Source organism: Hymenobacter endophyticus, assembly GCF_032464715.1.
GTDB lineage: Bacteria > Bacteroidota > Bacteroidia > Cytophagales > Hymenobacteraceae > Hymenobacter > Hymenobacter endophyticus.
Genome location: NZ_JAWDJT010000003.1, coordinates 114,959 through 131,903, shown reverse-complemented (window position 1 = coordinate 131,903; position 16,945 = coordinate 114,959). Strand labels below are relative to the sequence as shown.

The following is a 16,945-nucleotide window of genomic DNA, read 5'->3' as shown; positions in this document are numbered from 1 at the left end:
AAGCCGGCTAATACCTTTCCTCATCCCTGACTGAACTCAAATCAATCAGATACTCGCAGGCCCTACGAAAACCATCCTGTTCCTCAGGGCTTCGGCGTGCCACCTGATGGTAACCGCTGGCCGTATGAGTTTCTAACAGCCAAGAAGCGCCGTCCAATAATCCGGGGCATGGCTGGCAAGGACACATTTTGGGAAACTCAGTTTGAGCCAGTAGCTCCTGCAGATGCTGCCACTGCTCCGGTGTCACCGGTACTGTTGTCTCTTCCGCCTTTACCTGCGCTGCCCGGCGCTTTCCTTCTGCTACGTTGCGTTGAAACACCGGGTCAGCCATGGTTTCATTATAGTGTTTCCAGGCCCTCACTCTCTCTTGGGCCGAAGCAGTAGAGGCCAAGCTGTCGGGATGAAAAACCGTCAGGGTATGAAAACCAGGATACTTATCCAAAAGCTGGGTTCGGAGAGTGGAACCCTCCGAACTATAATGCAATGTTAGTAGCACAGGCCGATGGAAAGAACGTTCCCAAAGAAAACGGATAATATCTGTCCCCAGATAATAATTGGAGAGAACAGGTGCATCAAAATAAGTGAGCGTATAAGAAGCGCCTTTTAAATCATCTGCGCAGTTGGCAAAACGGACATCCGTATTCCAAACAACAGAAGGCCGTTTACTCTTCGGGAGGTAAGCAGGATGCAGAGAATCTGCGGCTGGAAAGTAGAACGTAGTAGAATCCCGCGGGTGTCCTTCTGTATTCGAAACGGCCGGATTCTGTGGGTAAGAATGTGCTGAATCGTAAGGCGAGGAGCAGGCAGCCAGCAGCAGCGGAAATAGTAAAAGGATGCGAGACATAACGATACCAATTTCAATTACGCAAGAATAGTAACTAGAACAGCGTTATTACTATATATCTTGTCCCGTTATGCGCTGTTATGTGGGTTGCCACTTCATGCTATTAGGGGCCGCGTTGTTTGGCAGAAGGTGTCAGCAACCTATCCGCTCCACTGAAACCCTGCCGAATGTTACCGTGCAGGCACCGGATACATGTGCGCAGGCTGCAACGGCTGCCCGCCGCGACTTTGCCGCCGGGCGCTACGAGTTACATAGCATAGAAACGCTACCAGTAGAAAACGCCTACCACGACGTACTCCGGTTGTATTATAGTGTTCAATGGCGCTTCGTCGGTAAGGATGGGCCCGGCAGCTACTGGCAGTGCTACGACTCCGCGCTCTGGCCGCTGTTGGAGCAGAAGTATGGGGCTGGTTTTGGTGCCCGCGTAAGCCACAAAGCCGATAGCCTGGATAAAACCGGCCGCTGGAATAGATACCCGGAGTTTCCTGGGGGTACAGAAGCCATGTTCCTGTTTTTTCAGCGGCGCATCAACTGGCAAACGGCGAAACCCAGCGGGAAACGGGTATTTGTGGGCTTTACGATTCAGGCCAACGGGCAAGTGACCAATGTGGCGCTGATGAAAGGAATCGGGAATCCCTACGACAACGAGGCCCTGCGCGTAGCACGCCAAATGCCCCGGTGGAAGCCAGCGTATCGGCAGGGGCAGCCCTATTCAATCCAGTTTACGGTGCCTGTCAAATTCGAGCGGCAGAGCCCAATGGGTTCCGAGTAGGAAGGGCAGGTAAAGCGAGCATTCGGCCCTGCCGCACACCAAACCCACCCTACTGCGCGTTAAAACCCGCAGAAAGGCCCATTCCGGGGCAACCCCGCCCGAACTTTTCGCTACTTTTGGCTACCCCCGTTGCGGCTTCCCGCCGCGGCTCCTCTTCCGCGTAACGCTTTCTGATGAAACTATTCCCCCGCCTGGCGCTGGCCGCCTTCCTTTCCGCTGCCGCCCCGCTGGCAGCTTCGGCCCAGCAAACGCAGGTGTTCACCGCTGATGAACGCCACTTCCAGGAAGGCCTCGAACTATTCGACCGTGGCAAGTACGGCGCGGCCCAGCAGGCTTTCCAACGCTACCTAGACCTCACCCAGCGCCGCACCGGCGAGCTGGCCCCCGGCCGCACCCAGGATGCCGAGTACTACTACGCCGTAGCCGGCCTCTACCTGTTCCATCCCGATGCCGAGGACCGCATCCTGGGCTTCGCCACCCAGAACCCGGCCCACCCCAAAGCCGCCCAGGCCTATTTCGAGCTGGGCAAGTTCTACTTCGATAAAAAGGACTACGTGCGGGCCATTGACTACCTACAGAAGGTAGGCCCCGACAACCTCACCGACGACCAGCGGGCCGAGGCCGAGTTCAAGCTCGGCTACGCCTACTTCGCCCAGAAGGAGTTCGACAAAGCCAAGCTGCAGTTCGACCGTAATAAGGCCGGCAACCACCAGTACCGCTTCGCCAGCTCCTACTACGCCGGCTACCTGGCCTACCGCGCCGGCGACTACGCCGGGGCCCGCAAGGACCTGGCCGTGGCCGAGCAGAACGACGCCTACAAGCCCGTGGTGCCGGCCGTGATGAGCCAAATCTACTACAAGGAAGGCGACTACGACGGGCTGATTGCCTACGCCACTCCGGTGCTGAGCCAGACCCCGCCGCCCCAGAGCGCCGACGAAATTCAGCTGCTGGTGGGCGACGCCTACTATCAGAAGGAGGACTTCAAGCAGGCCGCCGAGTACTTCGACAAGTACGCCGGCGGCCGCAAGAAGATTGAGCCCGAGGTGCAGTACAAAATCGGGTACGCCAACTTCAAGCAGGGCGACTTCAAAGGGGCCATCGGCAACCTGAAGGGCGTGGCCGCCCGCCGCGACTCGCTGGGCCAGAATGCGGCCTATCACTTGGGGCTGAGCTACCTGAAAACCAGCCAGAAGCCGTTGGCTCTGAACTCGTTTGACGCGGCCCGTAAGCTCACCTTCGATAAGGTGATTACCGAAAACGCTACGCTGAAGTATGCCCAGGTAAGCTACGAGCTGGGCAACACCCAGGAAGTCATCAACGCCCTGCGCGAATTTAGCAAGCGGTACCCCCGCTCCAAGAACCGCGCCGCCGCCGATGACATCCTAAGCCAGAGCTTCCTCAACTCCTCCGACTACGCTCAGGCGCTCAATTACCTCGATAACCTCGACGACCGGAGTCAGAAGCTGAACGCCACCTACCAGCGCGTGGCCTACCTGCAGGCCGCCACTCTCTACAACGACAACCGCTACCAGGACGCCCTGCCGGTGCTCGATAAGAGCCTGAAATACCCCGAGGACGAGGCCCTGCGCGCCGCCGCCCAGGTACTGAAGGGCGAAATCTACAGCATCGGGCAGCAGTACCAGCCCGCCATTACGGCCTACACCGCCGCCGCCCGCACGGCCCGCACCGGCTCGGCCTCCGAAACCGACTTCGACCAGAAGGCCCGCTACGGCCTGGGCTACGCCTACTACAACACCAAGCAGTATGACCGGGCCCGGCAGCAGTTCCAGGCCTGGCTGCAGGACCCCGTGGCCAAGCCCGCCGACGCGAACTACTACGACGTGACCCTGCGCCTGGGCGACACCTACTACATCGGCAAGCAGTACCAGCAGGCCCTCGACCAGTACAACAAAGTCATTCAGGCCAACGCCGCCGATAAGGACTACGCCTACTACCAGAAAAGCGTGGTGCTGGGGCTGCTGGGCAAGCGGGAGGAAGCCGGCGCGACGCTGAGCACCCTGCTCAAAACCTCGCCCAACTCGCGCTACGCCGACGATGCGGTGTACCAGCAGGCCCAACTCGATTACGAGGCCGGCTCGTTCCAACCCGCCGTGGATGGCTTCACCAAGCTCATCAACAACCGCCCCAACTCGGCCCTGATTCCGCAGGCGTTGCAGAAGCGCGGTGTGGCCTACCAGAACCTCGACCAGCACGATAAGGCCGCCGAGGACTTCAAGCGGGTGCTCACCCAGTACCCGCGCACCAAGTCGGCCAGCAGCGCCATCTACAGCCTGCAGGAAAGCCTGAGCGCCCAGGGCAAAACGGAGGAGTTCGACCAGTACCTGGCCCAGTTCAAGCAGCAGAACCCCGACAGCAAAGCCACCGAAAGCGTGGAGTTTGAGGCCGCCAAGTCCTTGTACCTGGCCGAGAAGTACGCCCAGGCCATTCCGCGCCTCGAAGGCTACCTGCAGCAGTACCCCAGCACCGCCCTAGCCGCCGATGGCCGCTACTTTCTGGCCGACTCCTACCTGCGCACCGGCCGCAAAACCGCCGCGCTGCCCCGCCTGAAAGCGGTGGTAGAAGAGGGCAAGAGCGAGTTTGTGAACCGGGCCGTGGGCCGGGTGGCCGACCTGGAGTATGAAAACAAGAACTACGCCGAGGCCGCCAAGTACTACAGCCGCCTGCGCGAGGTGTCGCAAAACAAGCGCGAGGTGGCCAACGCCGGCATCGGGCTGATGAAGAGCTACTACGAGGCCGGCGACCTGGAAAGCACCCGCCGGGTGGCCCAGGAGCTGCAGGCCCAGGGCGGCGCTTCGCTCAACGCCACCAACCTGGCCCTGCTCTACCTGGGCAAGGCCAGCTACAAAGCCGGCAGCCTGGAGCAGGCCATCGGGGAGCTGACCACCGCTGCCGCCACCGCCAAGGATGAAAGCGGGGCCGAGGCCCAGTACCTCATTGCCAGCGCCCTCTACCAGCAGAAAAAATACCCCGAAGCCCTGGACGCCGCCTACAAGAGCAACTCCGACTTCGCCAACTACGACCTGTGGCTAGGACGGGCCTTCCTGCTGATTGCCGACGTGTACCGGGAGCAGAACGAAATCTTCCAAGCCCGGGCCACGCTCAACTCCATCATCGACAACAAATTCCCGGTAGCCGAGGTGGTGGCCGGTGCCAAAGAGCGCCTCGCCGCCCTGCCCGCCGACCCGGCCACTGCGCCGGCCCCGGCCGCACCCAAAACCACCCCCAAGTCGGCCCCGGCTACTACCCCTAAATCAACCACCAAACCCGCTACGACTACCAAGCCCACCGGCAAAACCACTACGGGCAAAACGCCGGTGCGCAACTCCCTGGCTCCTTCGGAGGTGCAACCCACCGATACCACCAGCAACCCCAGCACCACACCCCGGGAGGAGTAGCGGTGCAGTGCTTCAGTTGAAAGCGGGGCTTGATGCTGAGCGTAGTAATTGGTTGATAATAAAAAGATAAACACCGAGTAACAGGAGGGAAGTAACTAGCTTCTTACAGGCTTAAACCCTGGCTTTTCTCCTTGCTTGAGTTCCCTGGTATAGAATGACAAATTCGTCGAAACTGCTGGCCGCTGCGGCCCTGCTGACTGCCACCGCCCACGGTACCGATGCCTGGGCGCAGAAGACACGCGGCAAGATTGAGGACGCGGAAATTGAGATTGTAAAGGAGCGGGTGAACGAGTTGCCCGAGGCCACCCGCAACTTCGAGAAGGTGAAGGTGGAAGCCCCGGCCAAATCCACGGAGCCCGTCAATTATTCCTTCTCCGATTTCCGCCTGCCCGCCGACAAGCTCAACCCCTCAGTGCGGGTGCTTACCATCCGGCAGGAAGAGCTAGCCCCGCTCACCGGCAACTACCTGAAGGCCGCCCTGGGCAACTACGGCACCGCCTATGGCCGCGCCTACCTGCACAACAACCGCTCGGAAACCGGCAGCTACGGCCTCGACTTCAAGCACCTCTCCTCGGCCAACGGGCCCGTGGACCGCCGCAACTCCGGCCAGAGCCAGACCAGCCTGGGCCTGAACGGCGAAACCTACCAGGGCCCGCTGGTGCTGGGCGCCAAGGTGGACGTGGGTCGGGAGCGGTACAACTTCTACGGCTACAACCGCAACGTGCCCGTACTACCGAAAGAGGACAGCATCAAGCAGGTATTCAAGCGCGCCGCCATCAAAGTGTATGCCCGCAACCGGGCTAAGGACGCCGCTTTCCAGTACGACCTAGGCCTGGGCTTCAACTACTGGTCCGACTTCTACAACGCCCGGGAAAGCAACGTGTACGCCACTCTGCGCTCGGGTTACAAGCTGGGTGAAACCAGCCGCGTAAGCGTGAACGGGGACGTCTCGTTTATCTCCCACAAAGACTCGCTCACCGTGAGTCGGCCCCTCGTGCAGGTAACGCCCGCCTACGAGTTGACCCTGGACCGGCTGGCTCTGTCGGTGGGGGCCACGCTGGGCTATACCGGCGATACCATCGGCAACGCCCGGCAGTTCAACGCCTACCCGGCCATCCGGGCGGCCTACACCGTGACGGAGGATAAGTTCGTGGCCTACGCGGGCCTAGGCGGCGCCATCCAGCGCGTGACGATGTACGACCTGACCACCGAAAACCCCTGGCTGGCCCCCAACGTGCGCGTAGCCGATACCCGCCGTGGGCCTACGCTGTACTTCGGGTTCCAGGCTGCCCCGGCCCGGGCCCTGGAGGTAAACGCCCGCGTCACGCTCAGCAACGACCGGAACCTGTACTTCTACAACAACTCCCGCCGCGACTCCAGCAAGTTTGATTTGGTGTATGATAAGAAGGCCACCCAGCTGGTGAACGTGCACGGCGAAATCATCTACAACGCCGCCGAGCAATTCCGCCTGGGCTTCAAGGCCGATTACAACGGCTACAACGTGAAGACGCTGGCCAAAGCCTTCCACCGGCCGGCTTTCCAGTCGGTGCTGTTTGGCTCCTACAACTTCTACAACAAGCTGCTGGTAGGCGGCGAGCTATACACCTACAGCTCCAGCTTCGGGGCCGGCTACAAGCCCGGTAGCTTCGATCCGGCCTATATTCCGGGTGCCCAAATCGTGCGCCCCACCGATACGGTAATCGACCTGAATCTGCGGGCTGATTACCGGATTATGGAAAATCTGTCCATCTTTGCTTTAGGCAACAACCTCATTGGCCGCAAGTATGAGCGGTTCCTGAACTATCCGGTGAAGGGAATCAACGTGCTGGCTGGCGTAACGTATGACTTTTAATCTGGCGCTGATTTAATGCGGAACCAACTAGCTAATCATCTGTCATCCTGAGCACAGCGAAGGACCTTGCCCCGCCTGAACGCATAACCGGAGTGGTTGTGAAAGCGGCGCAAGGTCCTTCGCTGTGCTTGGGATACGAGATGTTTTAGCGGTTTTCCGGCCGGCGTTTTTCCTTGACTAGTACCCGCACCCGAATGCTTTCTGACCATATCCGCACCTTGCTCCGGGACCATGACTGCGTCATTATTCCTGATTTTGGTGGCCTGATTGCTGACTATGCGCCCGCCCAGATTCATCCGGTGCGGCACACGCTGGCCCCGCCGGCCAAGCGCGTAGCTTTCAACCAGTCGCTCACCCGCAATGATGGTCTGCTGGTAGATGCCCTGAGCGCCCGCCTCAACATCAGCACCGCCCAGGCCCGGCAGCTGGTGCGCGAGGCAGTGCTGCGCATGGAGCAGGAGCTGGAAAGCGGCTTACGCACCGAGCTAAGCGGAGTAGGTGTATTCCGCCGCACGCCCGGTCGGGGCCTGGAGTTCGAGTATACCGGTGCCCAGAACCTGTTGAATTCCAGCTTCGGTTTGCCCGAGCTCGTGTCGCGCCCCGTGCGCGCTACGGATGCCCTGCTGGCGCGGGAGCGGCCTACTCCGGCACCCTTGCTGGCGGCATCCCGCTCGAAAAAAGTGGCCCGCGCTTTCCGCACGGTAGGCACCGTAGTTATTGCCGGGTTGGTGCTGTCGGCCAACTACATCTTTGCCGATATGTTTGGCTACCTGCCCGAGCAACTGCGTCTGCCACTGCCGGCCGTAACGGCCGCAGCTCCGGCCGTAGAGGTTGTACCCCCAGTACGCAGCCAGCAGGCCACGTTAGGTAACCCCACGTCGGAACTGGCTGCCACGCCCACGCCCAGTATTACCCCCGAGCCAGCGGCAGTATCCGCGGTAACGGCTACTACCCCAGTCACCACGCCAGTTGTCGTAAATCGCCCCGCCGTGGTGGCTACGGTCGTGGCTAAGCCAACTGCTAAGCCAGCGGTGCAAACCGTAAAAGGCAAAGCCGCTGCCAAGCCGGCTGCCAAAGCGCCGGGCTGGGAAAAAGCTGCCGCTACCAATGCAACCAATGGGGCCGCTTCTTCGACAATTAAAAGCCGCACGGGTCGTTATTACATCGTTGCCGGTTCCTACACCAGTCTCGCCAATGCCGAGAAGGGTCGGCAGGCACTGGTGCGGTTGGGTCACCCGGCCCGCGTGATTCTGCCGGCTGCCGGTAGCCGACAATACATGCTGTCGGCCGCCGACTATCCGGACCGGGCTTCGGCCGACCGCCAGGCCATCATTCTGCGCAAGCGCCTCGGCGACCTGTGGATTAAAAATTACTAACCTCCCACTTGACGTACTACGACGCATTTGTGAAAAGCTAAAATACTCAGGGCTACCTAGTTAAGGCCCTGGTGTTTTAGCTTTTCTTTTGCTTCTCACTTTCCCTCCCGCATGACGCACCTGCTTTCCTTGCTGCTGCAACTTCAGGTTGGCGACGCGGCCCCCGCCGCTACGCCCGCCGCCGCTGCCGATTCCGCTGCTACGGCTGCCAACGCCGCGGCGGCTGCCGCGCCCGGCCTCTCGCTCATCGACCTGATTCTGGCCGGGGGCTGGATTATGGTGCCGTTGTTTTTGCTCTCGTTTATTTCCATTTACATCATTCTGGAGCGCTACATTACTATCCGCAAAGCGGGGGCGGTGCCCGAGTCGTTCATGCCCGGTATCCGGAACCTGATGGTAAAGGGTGATTTGCAGGGGGCCAAGATGCTGTGCGCCCAAAACTCCACGCCGCTGGCCCGCATGATTGAGAAAGGTATCCGCCGGATTGGCCTGCCGCTCAAGGAAATTGAAACCAGCGTGGAAAACGTGGGCAAGATTGAAATTGCCCGCCTCGAAAAGAACATCAACGTACTGGGCATTATTGCGGGCGTGGCTCCCATGCTCGGTTTCGTGGGTACCATCATCGGGGTAATCAAAATCTTCTACGCCATCAGCTCCACCGGTGACTTTGGTATTGCCCAGATTTCGGGCGGTCTGTATACCAAAATGGTCACCTCGGCCGCCGGCCTCATCGTGGGTATCATCGCCCACGTTGGCTACCACTGGCTTAGCATTATGGTGGAGCGCATGGTATTCCGCATGGAAAACTCGGCCATCGAGTTCATGGACATTCTTCAGGACAACTAAAGGCGAACTTGTGAAAGGTGAAATTGTGAATCGATTCTCGGCTCATTCGGTACTTTCACCCTTCACAACTTCACCTTTCACAATTTCACCGCATGGATTTAAGCCGGCGTCGTAAGCTTTCCTCCCACGTCGAGACCAGCTCGATGAACGACATCATGTTCTTCCTGATGCTGTTCTTCCTGATTGTGTCGACGATGGTGAATCCCAACATCATCAAGCTCATGCTGCCCAGCGCCAAAAGCAGCAAGCAGATGATGAAGCAGCCCATAACCATCTCCGTAGATGCTGGCGGCTCCTACTTCATTGACCGTCAGCCCACCACGGCCCAGCAGCTGGAAGCCGAGCTGCAGCGCCGCACCCAGGGCCTGGAAAGCCCCACGGCCGTGCTGCGGGTAGATGCTTCGCTGAATGTGCAGAAGCTGGTGGACATTCTCGAAATCGGCAACCGGCTCAAGATTAAGATGGTCATGGCCACTCAGGCCCAGCAGGCCGCCAGCAAGTAGCCGGCCCCACGTCCCTGAACCAGGAACGGTCGTTTTATCGTTCAGGATGATAACATACGCCCCGTCTACCGCCAAGCGGAGCGGGGCGTCCGGTTTACCGGAACAGGATACCGCCTTCAGGCCAGGACCTATACGTAACAGCAACATGGCAACTGACTATCGGGAAGAACATCGGCGCGAGGCCCTCATTGGCACCGTGGCCCTGCACGCGGCTCTGGCGGCCCTGTTCATCTTTACCGTGTTTAAAGGTCCCGATCCGCCGTTGGAAGCCCTGGGTGGCGACGGGGTAGAGTTGAACTACGGCGTAGATGAAGTTGGCTCCGGGGACATCCAGAGCCAGGCGCCGGCCAACGAGTCGCAGAACCGGGAAGACAGCCGCCCGCCCGCCGCTCAGCCCGACCCGACGCCCCCGCAGCCCACCGCCCAACCCGACCCCACGCCGCCCAGCGAGACGCGGGTGATAACCAGCGAGGCCGAGGAAAGCCCCGTTACGGCCCCGCCCGCTGAAAAGCCTGCTCCGCAGCGGGAGGAAGTGAAACCCGAGCCGCCCCGCCCCAAAGTGGACCAGCGCGCCGTGTTCACGCCCCGGGCCAATAGCAACGCGGGCGGCGGCAATGGCGTGAACGGCACCAGCAACGCGCCCACCGGCAACAACAACGGCGACAATCCCGGCACCGTGGGCGACAAAGGAGACCCGCGCGGCACCTACGGCGGCACGGCCTACTCCGGCGAGCCGGGCAGCGGCGGCCGTGGCACCAGCCCCGGCAGCGGTGGCCTGGAAATGTCCGGCTGGGCAGTGGTTAGCAAACCGGATGTGGCGGGGGTTGATAATAACTCCGGCTTCGTGCGCTACAAAATCAAAATCAACGCCGACGGTGAGGTGGAAGCCGTAACCAAGGTTTCCGGCAACGTGTCACCGGCCCAGGACAGGCTGTGCCGGGATGCCTTGGAGAAGGTAGAGTTCCGGCGCACCAGCTCGGCAGAGGGCGGAGCCACCGGCTTCTACACGTTCCGCTTCACGGTGCGGTAAAAAGTAGCTAAACACAGGTATCGAAAGCGCCACTCCCGCAACGGGGTGGCGCTTTTGCTTTGCCAGGTCCGCGGGCGAGTGGCGGAGTGCGCTACCTTTGCAGTCCACCCGCGCATTCTGGCCCTATGACCTACCAGCAAACTCTCGACTTTCTTTACCGGCAGCTGCCCATGTTCCAGCGGGTGGGGGAAGCGGGCTACAAGCCGGGACTGGAGCGCACCGAGGCGCTGGCCGCCGCCATGGGCAACCCCGAGCGGCGGCTGCGCTGCGTGCACGTGGCAGGCACCAACGGCAAGGGCAGCTCCTCGAACCTGATGGCCGCCATTCTGCAGGCCGCCGGCTACAAAGTGGGCCTCTACACCTCGCCCCACCTTAAGGAGTTCACGGAGCGGATCAAAGTAAACGGCCGGGACCTGGACCCTGATTATTTGGTGCAGTGGGTGGCCAAGTGGCATGGGTTGTTTGATGAGGTGCAGCCCTCGTTCTTTGAAATGTGCGTGGCGCTGTGCTTCGATTACTTTGCCGAGCAGCAGGTAGATGTGGCCGTAGTGGAAGTAGGCCTGGGCGGGCGGCTCGATTCCACCAACATCATCCGTCCGCTGGTTTCGCTTATCACCAACATCAGCCTCGACCACCAGAACCTGCTGGGCGATACGCTGCCGCTCATTGCGGCCGAAAAAGCCGGCATCATCAAGCCCGGCGTGCCCGCCATCATCAGCCAGACCCAGCCCGAAGTGGCCGACGTATTTCGCCAAAAAGCTGCCGCCGAAGGTGCCCCGCTACACTTTGCCGACGAACGTTTCCAGGTGGAGCTGGCCCAGCAGCCGGCCCCCGACGAGCCCACCCAACTGCTGCGCGTCCTGCAAGACGGCGAAATGTACTTGGATAACTTAGAGCTAAGTTTAGCAGGCGACTACCAGCGCCTGAACCTCCCCGGTGTGCTGGCCACCGTGGAGGAGCTGCGCCGACAAGGCTTCGGCATTAGCGAAGAGGCTCTGCGCAATGGCCTACGGGACGTGCACCGGTTCACGGGTTTCAAAGGCCGCTGGACGATACTGGGCCGCCAGCCGCTGGTGGTGTGTGATACGGGCCACAATGAGGCGGGTATACGTTTTATTACCGAACAGCTGGCGCGGCTGCCGTACCGGCAACTGCACATGGTGCTGGGCGTCGTCAATGATAAGGACGTGAGCAAAATGCTGAGTTTGCTGCCCCGGGAGGCTACCTATTACTTCTGCCAGGCCACCATTCCGCGGGCGTTGCCGACGAAGGAGCTGCTTGAAAAAGCTGCCGCGGTTGGGCTACAAGGGCAAGCGTACGGTCCGGTGCCGGTTGCCGTGGCTGCCGCCCGCGCCGCCGCCGCCCCGGATGATGTGGTCTTCATCGGGGGCAGTACCTTTGTAGTGGCGGAGATTGAGGAGTTGTAACCTTTGCGCCGCGTATTCCTGGCCAATCTGTCGTCCTGAGCTGGCGAAGGACCTTATTACGTCAGGAGTACTACCGGACGGTTGCCGTGCTGGCGTAGTAAGGCCCTTCGCCGGCTCAGGATGACAACGGTAGCCAACCACTAAAAACGAACAACAAAAAACCAACCCAGTGAGTCGAGTTAAACTGAAGCGCTTTGCCGAAAATGCCGAACGGGCCAGTGTGGTAGAACCCGGGAAAGACACCTACCAACAGCTCGGCGGCCGCTGGCACGAGGCTTTCTTCCAGAACCCGAACCCCATTACCCTGGAAGTGGGCTGCGGCAAGGGCGAGTACACCGTGGGCCTGGCTGAGCGTTACCCTGAGCGCAATTTTCTGGGCCTCGATATCAAGGGCGACCGAATCTGGCGGGGCAATGCCCGGGCCGAGGAAATGGGCCTGACTAACGTGGGCTGGGTGCGTACCCGCGCCCACGATCTGCTCACGCACTTCGCCCCCGGTGAGCTGCACGAAATCTGGATTACCTTCCCCGACCCACGCCCCCGCGACCGGGACATCAAGCGCCGCCTCACCTTTCCGCGCTTCCTGGACCTGTACCAGCAGATTCTGCGCCCCGGTGGTCTGATTCATCTCAAAACTGACAACGAGGACCTGTTCGATTATTCCCTGGAAACCGTGCAGCAGCGCCCCGGCGCCACCGTGTTGGCCCACACCAAGGATTTGTATAGCACCCCCGAGTTGCTGCCCCACGCCGAGGACATCCAGACCACCTTCGAGCGCAAATACCGATCCGTCGGCGTGCCCATCAAGTACCTGCAGTTCCAGGTGAGCTAAACTCGGTAGCCGCCCGCAAAGCAGCAAAAAGGGCGCGGCCACTGCAGGCTGCGGCCTTTTTGCTATACTTGGCCCGCAAACAACTGACCTGATGGAGCTGGTTGCCATACCTCAAACTCTGCCGCTTTTCCCGGTTCTGGATGACCGCCTGCTGGAAGTACTGCGCAGCCTAAACCCCGATGATTGGCAGCGACCCACGTTGGCCCCGGGCTGGACGGTGCACGATGTGGCGCTACACTTGCTGGATGGCAGCTTACGCAGTTTGTCCATGCTGCGGGACGGGCATTTTGCTGGTTCCGGCCCCGCCAGCGGTAAGTATGCGGATGTGGTCACCTACCTCAATCAGCTCAACAAAAGCTGGGTGGAGGCCGGGCGGCGGCTCAGCCCGGCCGTGCTGATTGGGTTACTAGAATACGTAGGCCCGCAGTACACGACCTTGCTGCACTACCTGAATCCGGCCGCACCGGCGGCTTTTTCGGTGGCTTGGGCCGGGGAGGAGCATTCTACTAACCACTTCCACATAGCGCGGGAGTACACCGAGAAGTGGCACCACCAGCAGCAGATCCGGCAGGCCGTGGGGCAGCAGGAGCCGCTGTTGCAGTCGGCGCTGTACCTGCCGTTTCTGCAAACCTGCGCCCAAGCATTGCCCCATCACTACCGCGCCGTAGCAGCCGCGCCGGGTACGGTGGTACAGGTGCAGATTTCGGGCCCCGCCGCCGTTACGTGGTTTCTGAGCCGCACCCCGGCTGGCTGGGAGCTGGGGCAGAACTACGCCGGAGCGGTAGCGGCTACAATTGAGCTGGATGGAGCCGTAGCCTGGCGACTATTTACCCGAAGTTTGCCCCGGCCCGAGGCCGCCCGCTACCTGCGCCTGCACGGTCCACCGGAACTTACCGAGCCCATCTACTCACTGCTGATGGTGATGGCCTGACGCCTTAAAAAACAGCGGAGCCCCGAAATACTATGTTTCGGGGCTCCGCTGTTTTTCTCAAGGTTCTGGGGCGCTTATTCCTCCTCCAGCTGCTCAAACACGGCTTCCATCTCATCAAAGTCGCGCAGGCCGGGCTTGATTTCGTCGCCGCCTTGCAGCACAATGCCCGCAGGCCGGACGGTATCGGCCAGTGTCCGCAGGGCCTCGGGGGCAAAACCGGCCCCCAGCCAGATGCTGTACGTGCGGGCCTGCTCTGTGAGGCGCAGCATGGCCGCCGCGTTGGGCAGGGGGGAAGGCGGGGTAGCCAGCACAAAGCCCTGGTAGTGCGGGGCCTGCTCCCGGAAGCGCAGGTCCACATCCTCGGGCATCATGTCCGGAATCCAGCTAGTCAGCTTCAGGGCGGGTACAGTCAGCTGGGCCAGCTCATCGGCGGGGCGGCGGCGGTGCAGCAGCACGGCCTGCAATCCACACTGCGCCACCAGGGCGTTGATTTCAGCTACGGGCAGCGTATCAAACTCACCGATGAGCTGCACGCCGGCCACCCAGCCGCTCAGTTCCTGCATGGCCTGCGGGGTCAGGTAGTCGGCAAAAGCGGGGTCGAGGCGAAAGGTGAGCGAATCGGCCCCCATACCGGCGCAGTACCGGGCATCGGAGAGGTTATTGATGCCGCGCACCATCACGGGAAGTAACAACATAAGAAGAGAAACGAAAGGCGGAAAACAGCCCCGACGCTACGGCCGTTGCCGCTGCAATAATCGGGACTTCTGCGGGAAATTGTTGGATGGGTGAATACGTCTGTCATCCTGAGCGGAGCGAAGAGCCTTGTCACGCCCACGAATCTTTCTATTCTGGTAAGGTCCTTCGCGCTGCTCAGGATGACAGACGTATACACCCATCCCTCTTTCGTATCTTTGCCCATTCGGCCGGAACCTTTCACGCTTCGGGCGCAATTTGATTCACGTATGAATACAACGAAAGGACGGGTGCTGGTGGCCATGAGCGGCGGCATCGACAGCTCCGTGGCAGCCGTGATGCTGCACGAGCAGGGGTACGAGGTGGTCGGGATGACCATGAAAACCTGGGATTATGCCTCGGCGGGCGGCAGCAAGAAGGAAACCGGCTGTTGCTCCCTCGACAGCATCAACGACGCCCGCCAGATTGCCGTGGAGCTGGGCTTCCCGCACTACATCATCGACATCCGCGACGAGTTCGGCGACTTCGTCATCAGCAACTTCACCGAGGAATATCTGGCTGGCCGCACCCCCAACCCCTGCGTGCTCTGCAACACCCACATCAAGTGGGATGCCCTGCTGCGCCGCGCCGACCAACTCGGCTGCGAGTTCATTGCCACCGGCCACTACGCCCAGGTGCGCCAGGAAAACGGCCGCTACGTCATCAGCAAGGGCCTTGATGACAACAAAGACCAGAGCTATGCCCTCTGGGGCGTAACTCAGGAGAGCTTGGCCCGCACGCTGTTTCCATTGGGTCAGCTGCGCAAAACGGCCATCTACGATTTTGCCCGGGAGCGGGGCTTCACCGAGCTGGTGAACAAGCCCGAGAGCTACGAAATCTGCTTTATACCCGACAACGACTACCGGGGCTTCCTGCGCCGCCGGGTGCCGGGCCTGGAGGAGCGCGTAGCCGGCGGCGAGTTTGTGCTGCGCGACGGCACTGTTATCGGCAAGCACGAAGGCTACCCGTTCTACACCATTGGGCAGCGCAAGGGGCTGGGCGTGGCCCTGGGCTTCCCGGCCTACGTAACGGCTATTGACCCGGACACCAACCGCGTGGTGCTCGGCAACTTCGATGATCTGGCCAGCACCCGCACGGTGGTGGGCAAGCTCAATATGGGCAAATTTGCCTCCCTGGAAGGCCGCGGCCTGGTGCCGAGCACTACCAAAATTCGCTACAACCACGATGGTTCCCCAGCGTTTCTGGAGCAGAAGGGCGACAAAATTTACGTGTACTTCGAGGAAGCCGTGCACGCCGTGACGCCCGGTCAGGCCGCCGTGTTTTACGACGGGCAGGACGTGCTGGGCGGGGGCTGGATTGAGCGCCACACCATTGGCGAAATTCCGGAGCCCACCGAAGCGGTGGCCCTGCGCTAAGCGGCCGGAATTAACTAAGCGGCCCGGGCACTTGTCCGGGCCGTTTGCGCGTTGCAACGACGACCCGGCCTGGCTGCCCTAATGAATTCCTGCTCAACCTGTGGTACTTTCAGGGCGCTAACTCTCTTCTATGAAAAAGAATTATTCCGCTTATTTCCCAGCTTTGCGTACTACGGCCGCGTGGCTAGGCCCGATGCTGCTGCTGGCGGCGGCCGTGGCCGGCTGCCAGACCGAAACCGTGCAGCTGCCCAACCCCGGCCCCGAATACTATCCCGTGGCCGTGGGGGCGTACCGGATTTATGATGTGGCCGATACCAGCTGGCGCAACAATGTACCCACGGCCAGCCGCTTTCAGTTTCGGGAGCAGGTAGCCGCCGAGCTTAGCCCCGATGCCACCGGCCAGCCCGTGTACCGCGTCGTCCGTTCGCGCCGCGCTACCCCGGCGGATGCCTGGGCTACAGACTCGGTGCTGACCGTGACGGTAGGCCGGCAGATGCTGACTGAGCAGCGCAACGGGCGTCGTACGGTAGAGCTGGTGTTTCCGGTAGTGGAGGGAAGCTCCTGGAACACGGACACGTTTTTCGCTCCGGATACCTCTAGGGCCCTTAACCGCGTGCCTAATCGGTATTACCGTCAAGCGGGGCAGGCCTTCAGTGTTGCCCGGGCGGGCAAAACGTATTCTTACCAGAACACCGTCACCACACTCAATGACTTGGATGCTGCCAACGGAATAAACGTTTGTGGCACTACCATACTGCGCACAACCTATGCGGAAGGAATTGGGCCCGTGTACCGGGTACGGCGGCGCTTCTCGCATGAGCTGAGTGGTTCCGGTACCTGCAACCCCGCCATCAAGTACCTGGGCCAGTCGCGCAGTGAGGTGCTGATTGAGAGCGGCAACTAGCCTCCCGGATAGCCGGCCAGAAGCCACTGGTAAAAACCCTGCCCGGAGCTTCGGTTTCGAGCAGGGTTTTTGCCTGCTATATCAGTCCTGAAAACGCAGAGTTG

The 16,945-nt window shown here is 60.8% G+C and carries 14 protein-coding genes; 12 read left to right on the top strand and 2 right to left on the bottom strand.

The window, feature by feature from the left end; all coding sequences use genetic code 11:
- Nucleotides 1-7: 7 nt before the first annotated feature.
- A complete protein-coding gene (locus ROI90_RS06965) occupies nucleotides 8-844 on the bottom strand; it encodes a hypothetical protein (RefSeq protein ID WP_315997616.1) in 837 nt (278 codons plus the stop codon).
- Between the two features lie 70 nt (nucleotides 845-914).
- Between ROI90_RS06965 and ROI90_RS06960 the strand changes: the two genes are divergently transcribed.
- From ROI90_RS06960 to ROI90_RS06915, 10 genes are all read left to right on the top strand, one after another.
- Complete coding sequence (locus ROI90_RS06960) at nucleotides 915-1,616, top strand: energy transducer TonB (protein WP_315997615.1); 702 nt, start codon at nucleotides 915-917, stop codon at nucleotides 1,614-1,616.
- Between the two features lie 173 nt (nucleotides 1,617-1,789).
- The gene (locus ROI90_RS06955) at nucleotides 1,790-5,032 is read left to right on the top strand and encodes a tetratricopeptide repeat protein (protein WP_315997614.1); all 3,243 of its coding nucleotides are present in this window, start codon (nucleotides 1,790-1,792) and stop codon (nucleotides 5,030-5,032) included.
- A gap of 154 nt (nucleotides 5,033-5,186) precedes the next feature.
- Nucleotides 5,187-6,884 carry a porin family protein gene (locus ROI90_RS06950; protein ID WP_315997613.1) on the top strand — a complete coding sequence of 566 codons (1,698 nt, stop codon included), beginning with the start codon at nucleotides 5,187-5,189 and terminating at the stop codon, nucleotides 6,882-6,884.
- 194 nt (nucleotides 6,885-7,078) lie between these two features.
- Complete coding sequence (locus tag ROI90_RS06945) at nucleotides 7,079-8,260, top strand: HU domain-containing protein (RefSeq protein ID WP_315997612.1); 1,182 nt, start codon at nucleotides 7,079-7,081, stop codon at nucleotides 8,258-8,260.
- Nucleotides 8,261-8,371: 111 nt separating this feature from the next.
- Nucleotides 8,372-9,106: a MotA/TolQ/ExbB proton channel family protein gene (locus ROI90_RS06940; protein WP_315997611.1), complete on the top strand. Its 735-nt coding sequence runs from the start codon at nucleotides 8,372-8,374 to the stop codon at nucleotides 9,104-9,106.
- 92 nt (nucleotides 9,107-9,198) lie between these two features.
- A complete protein-coding gene (locus ROI90_RS06935; RefSeq protein WP_315997610.1) occupies nucleotides 9,199-9,609 on the top strand; it encodes an ExbD/TolR family protein in 411 nt (136 codons plus the stop codon).
- Nucleotides 9,610-9,754: 145 nt separating this feature from the next.
- On the top strand, nucleotides 9,755-10,639 hold the full coding sequence (locus ROI90_RS06930) for a hypothetical protein (protein WP_315997609.1): 885 nt from the start codon (nucleotides 9,755-9,757) through the stop codon (nucleotides 10,637-10,639).
- Between the two features lie 125 nt (nucleotides 10,640-10,764).
- Nucleotides 10,765-12,066, top strand: a complete 1,302-nt coding sequence (locus tag ROI90_RS06925) for a bifunctional folylpolyglutamate synthase/dihydrofolate synthase (RefSeq protein ID WP_315997608.1) — start codon at nucleotides 10,765-10,767, stop codon at nucleotides 12,064-12,066.
- A gap of 169 nt (nucleotides 12,067-12,235) precedes the next feature.
- Entirely contained in the window at nucleotides 12,236-12,898 is a 663-nt protein-coding gene (trmB, locus tag ROI90_RS06920; protein ID WP_315997607.1) for a tRNA (guanosine(46)-N7)-methyltransferase TrmB, read from the top strand.
- Between the two features lie 91 nt (nucleotides 12,899-12,989).
- A complete protein-coding gene (locus ROI90_RS06915) occupies nucleotides 12,990-13,829 on the top strand; it encodes a maleylpyruvate isomerase N-terminal domain-containing protein (RefSeq protein ID WP_315997606.1) in 840 nt (279 codons plus the stop codon).
- A gap of 74 nt (nucleotides 13,830-13,903) precedes the next feature.
- On the opposite strand, the gene ROI90_RS06910 is transcribed toward ROI90_RS06915, so the two are convergent.
- Entirely contained in the window at nucleotides 13,904-14,524 is a 621-nt protein-coding gene (locus ROI90_RS06910) for a beta/alpha barrel domain-containing protein (RefSeq protein WP_315997605.1), read from the bottom strand.
- 267 nt (nucleotides 14,525-14,791) lie between these two features.
- On the opposite strand from ROI90_RS06910, the gene mnmA reads away from it, so the two are divergent.
- Both mnmA and ROI90_RS06900 read left to right on the top strand, forming a co-directional pair.
- Nucleotides 14,792-15,937: a tRNA 2-thiouridine(34) synthase MnmA gene (gene mnmA / locus ROI90_RS06905; RefSeq protein ID WP_315997604.1), complete on the top strand. Its 1,146-nt coding sequence runs from the start codon at nucleotides 14,792-14,794 to the stop codon at nucleotides 15,935-15,937.
- A 130-nt stretch (nucleotides 15,938-16,067) separates the two neighbouring features.
- Nucleotides 16,068-16,841, top strand: a complete 774-nt coding sequence (locus ROI90_RS06900; RefSeq protein WP_315997603.1) for a hypothetical protein — start codon at nucleotides 16,068-16,070, stop codon at nucleotides 16,839-16,841.
- Nucleotides 16,842-16,945 lie beyond the last annotated feature (104 nt).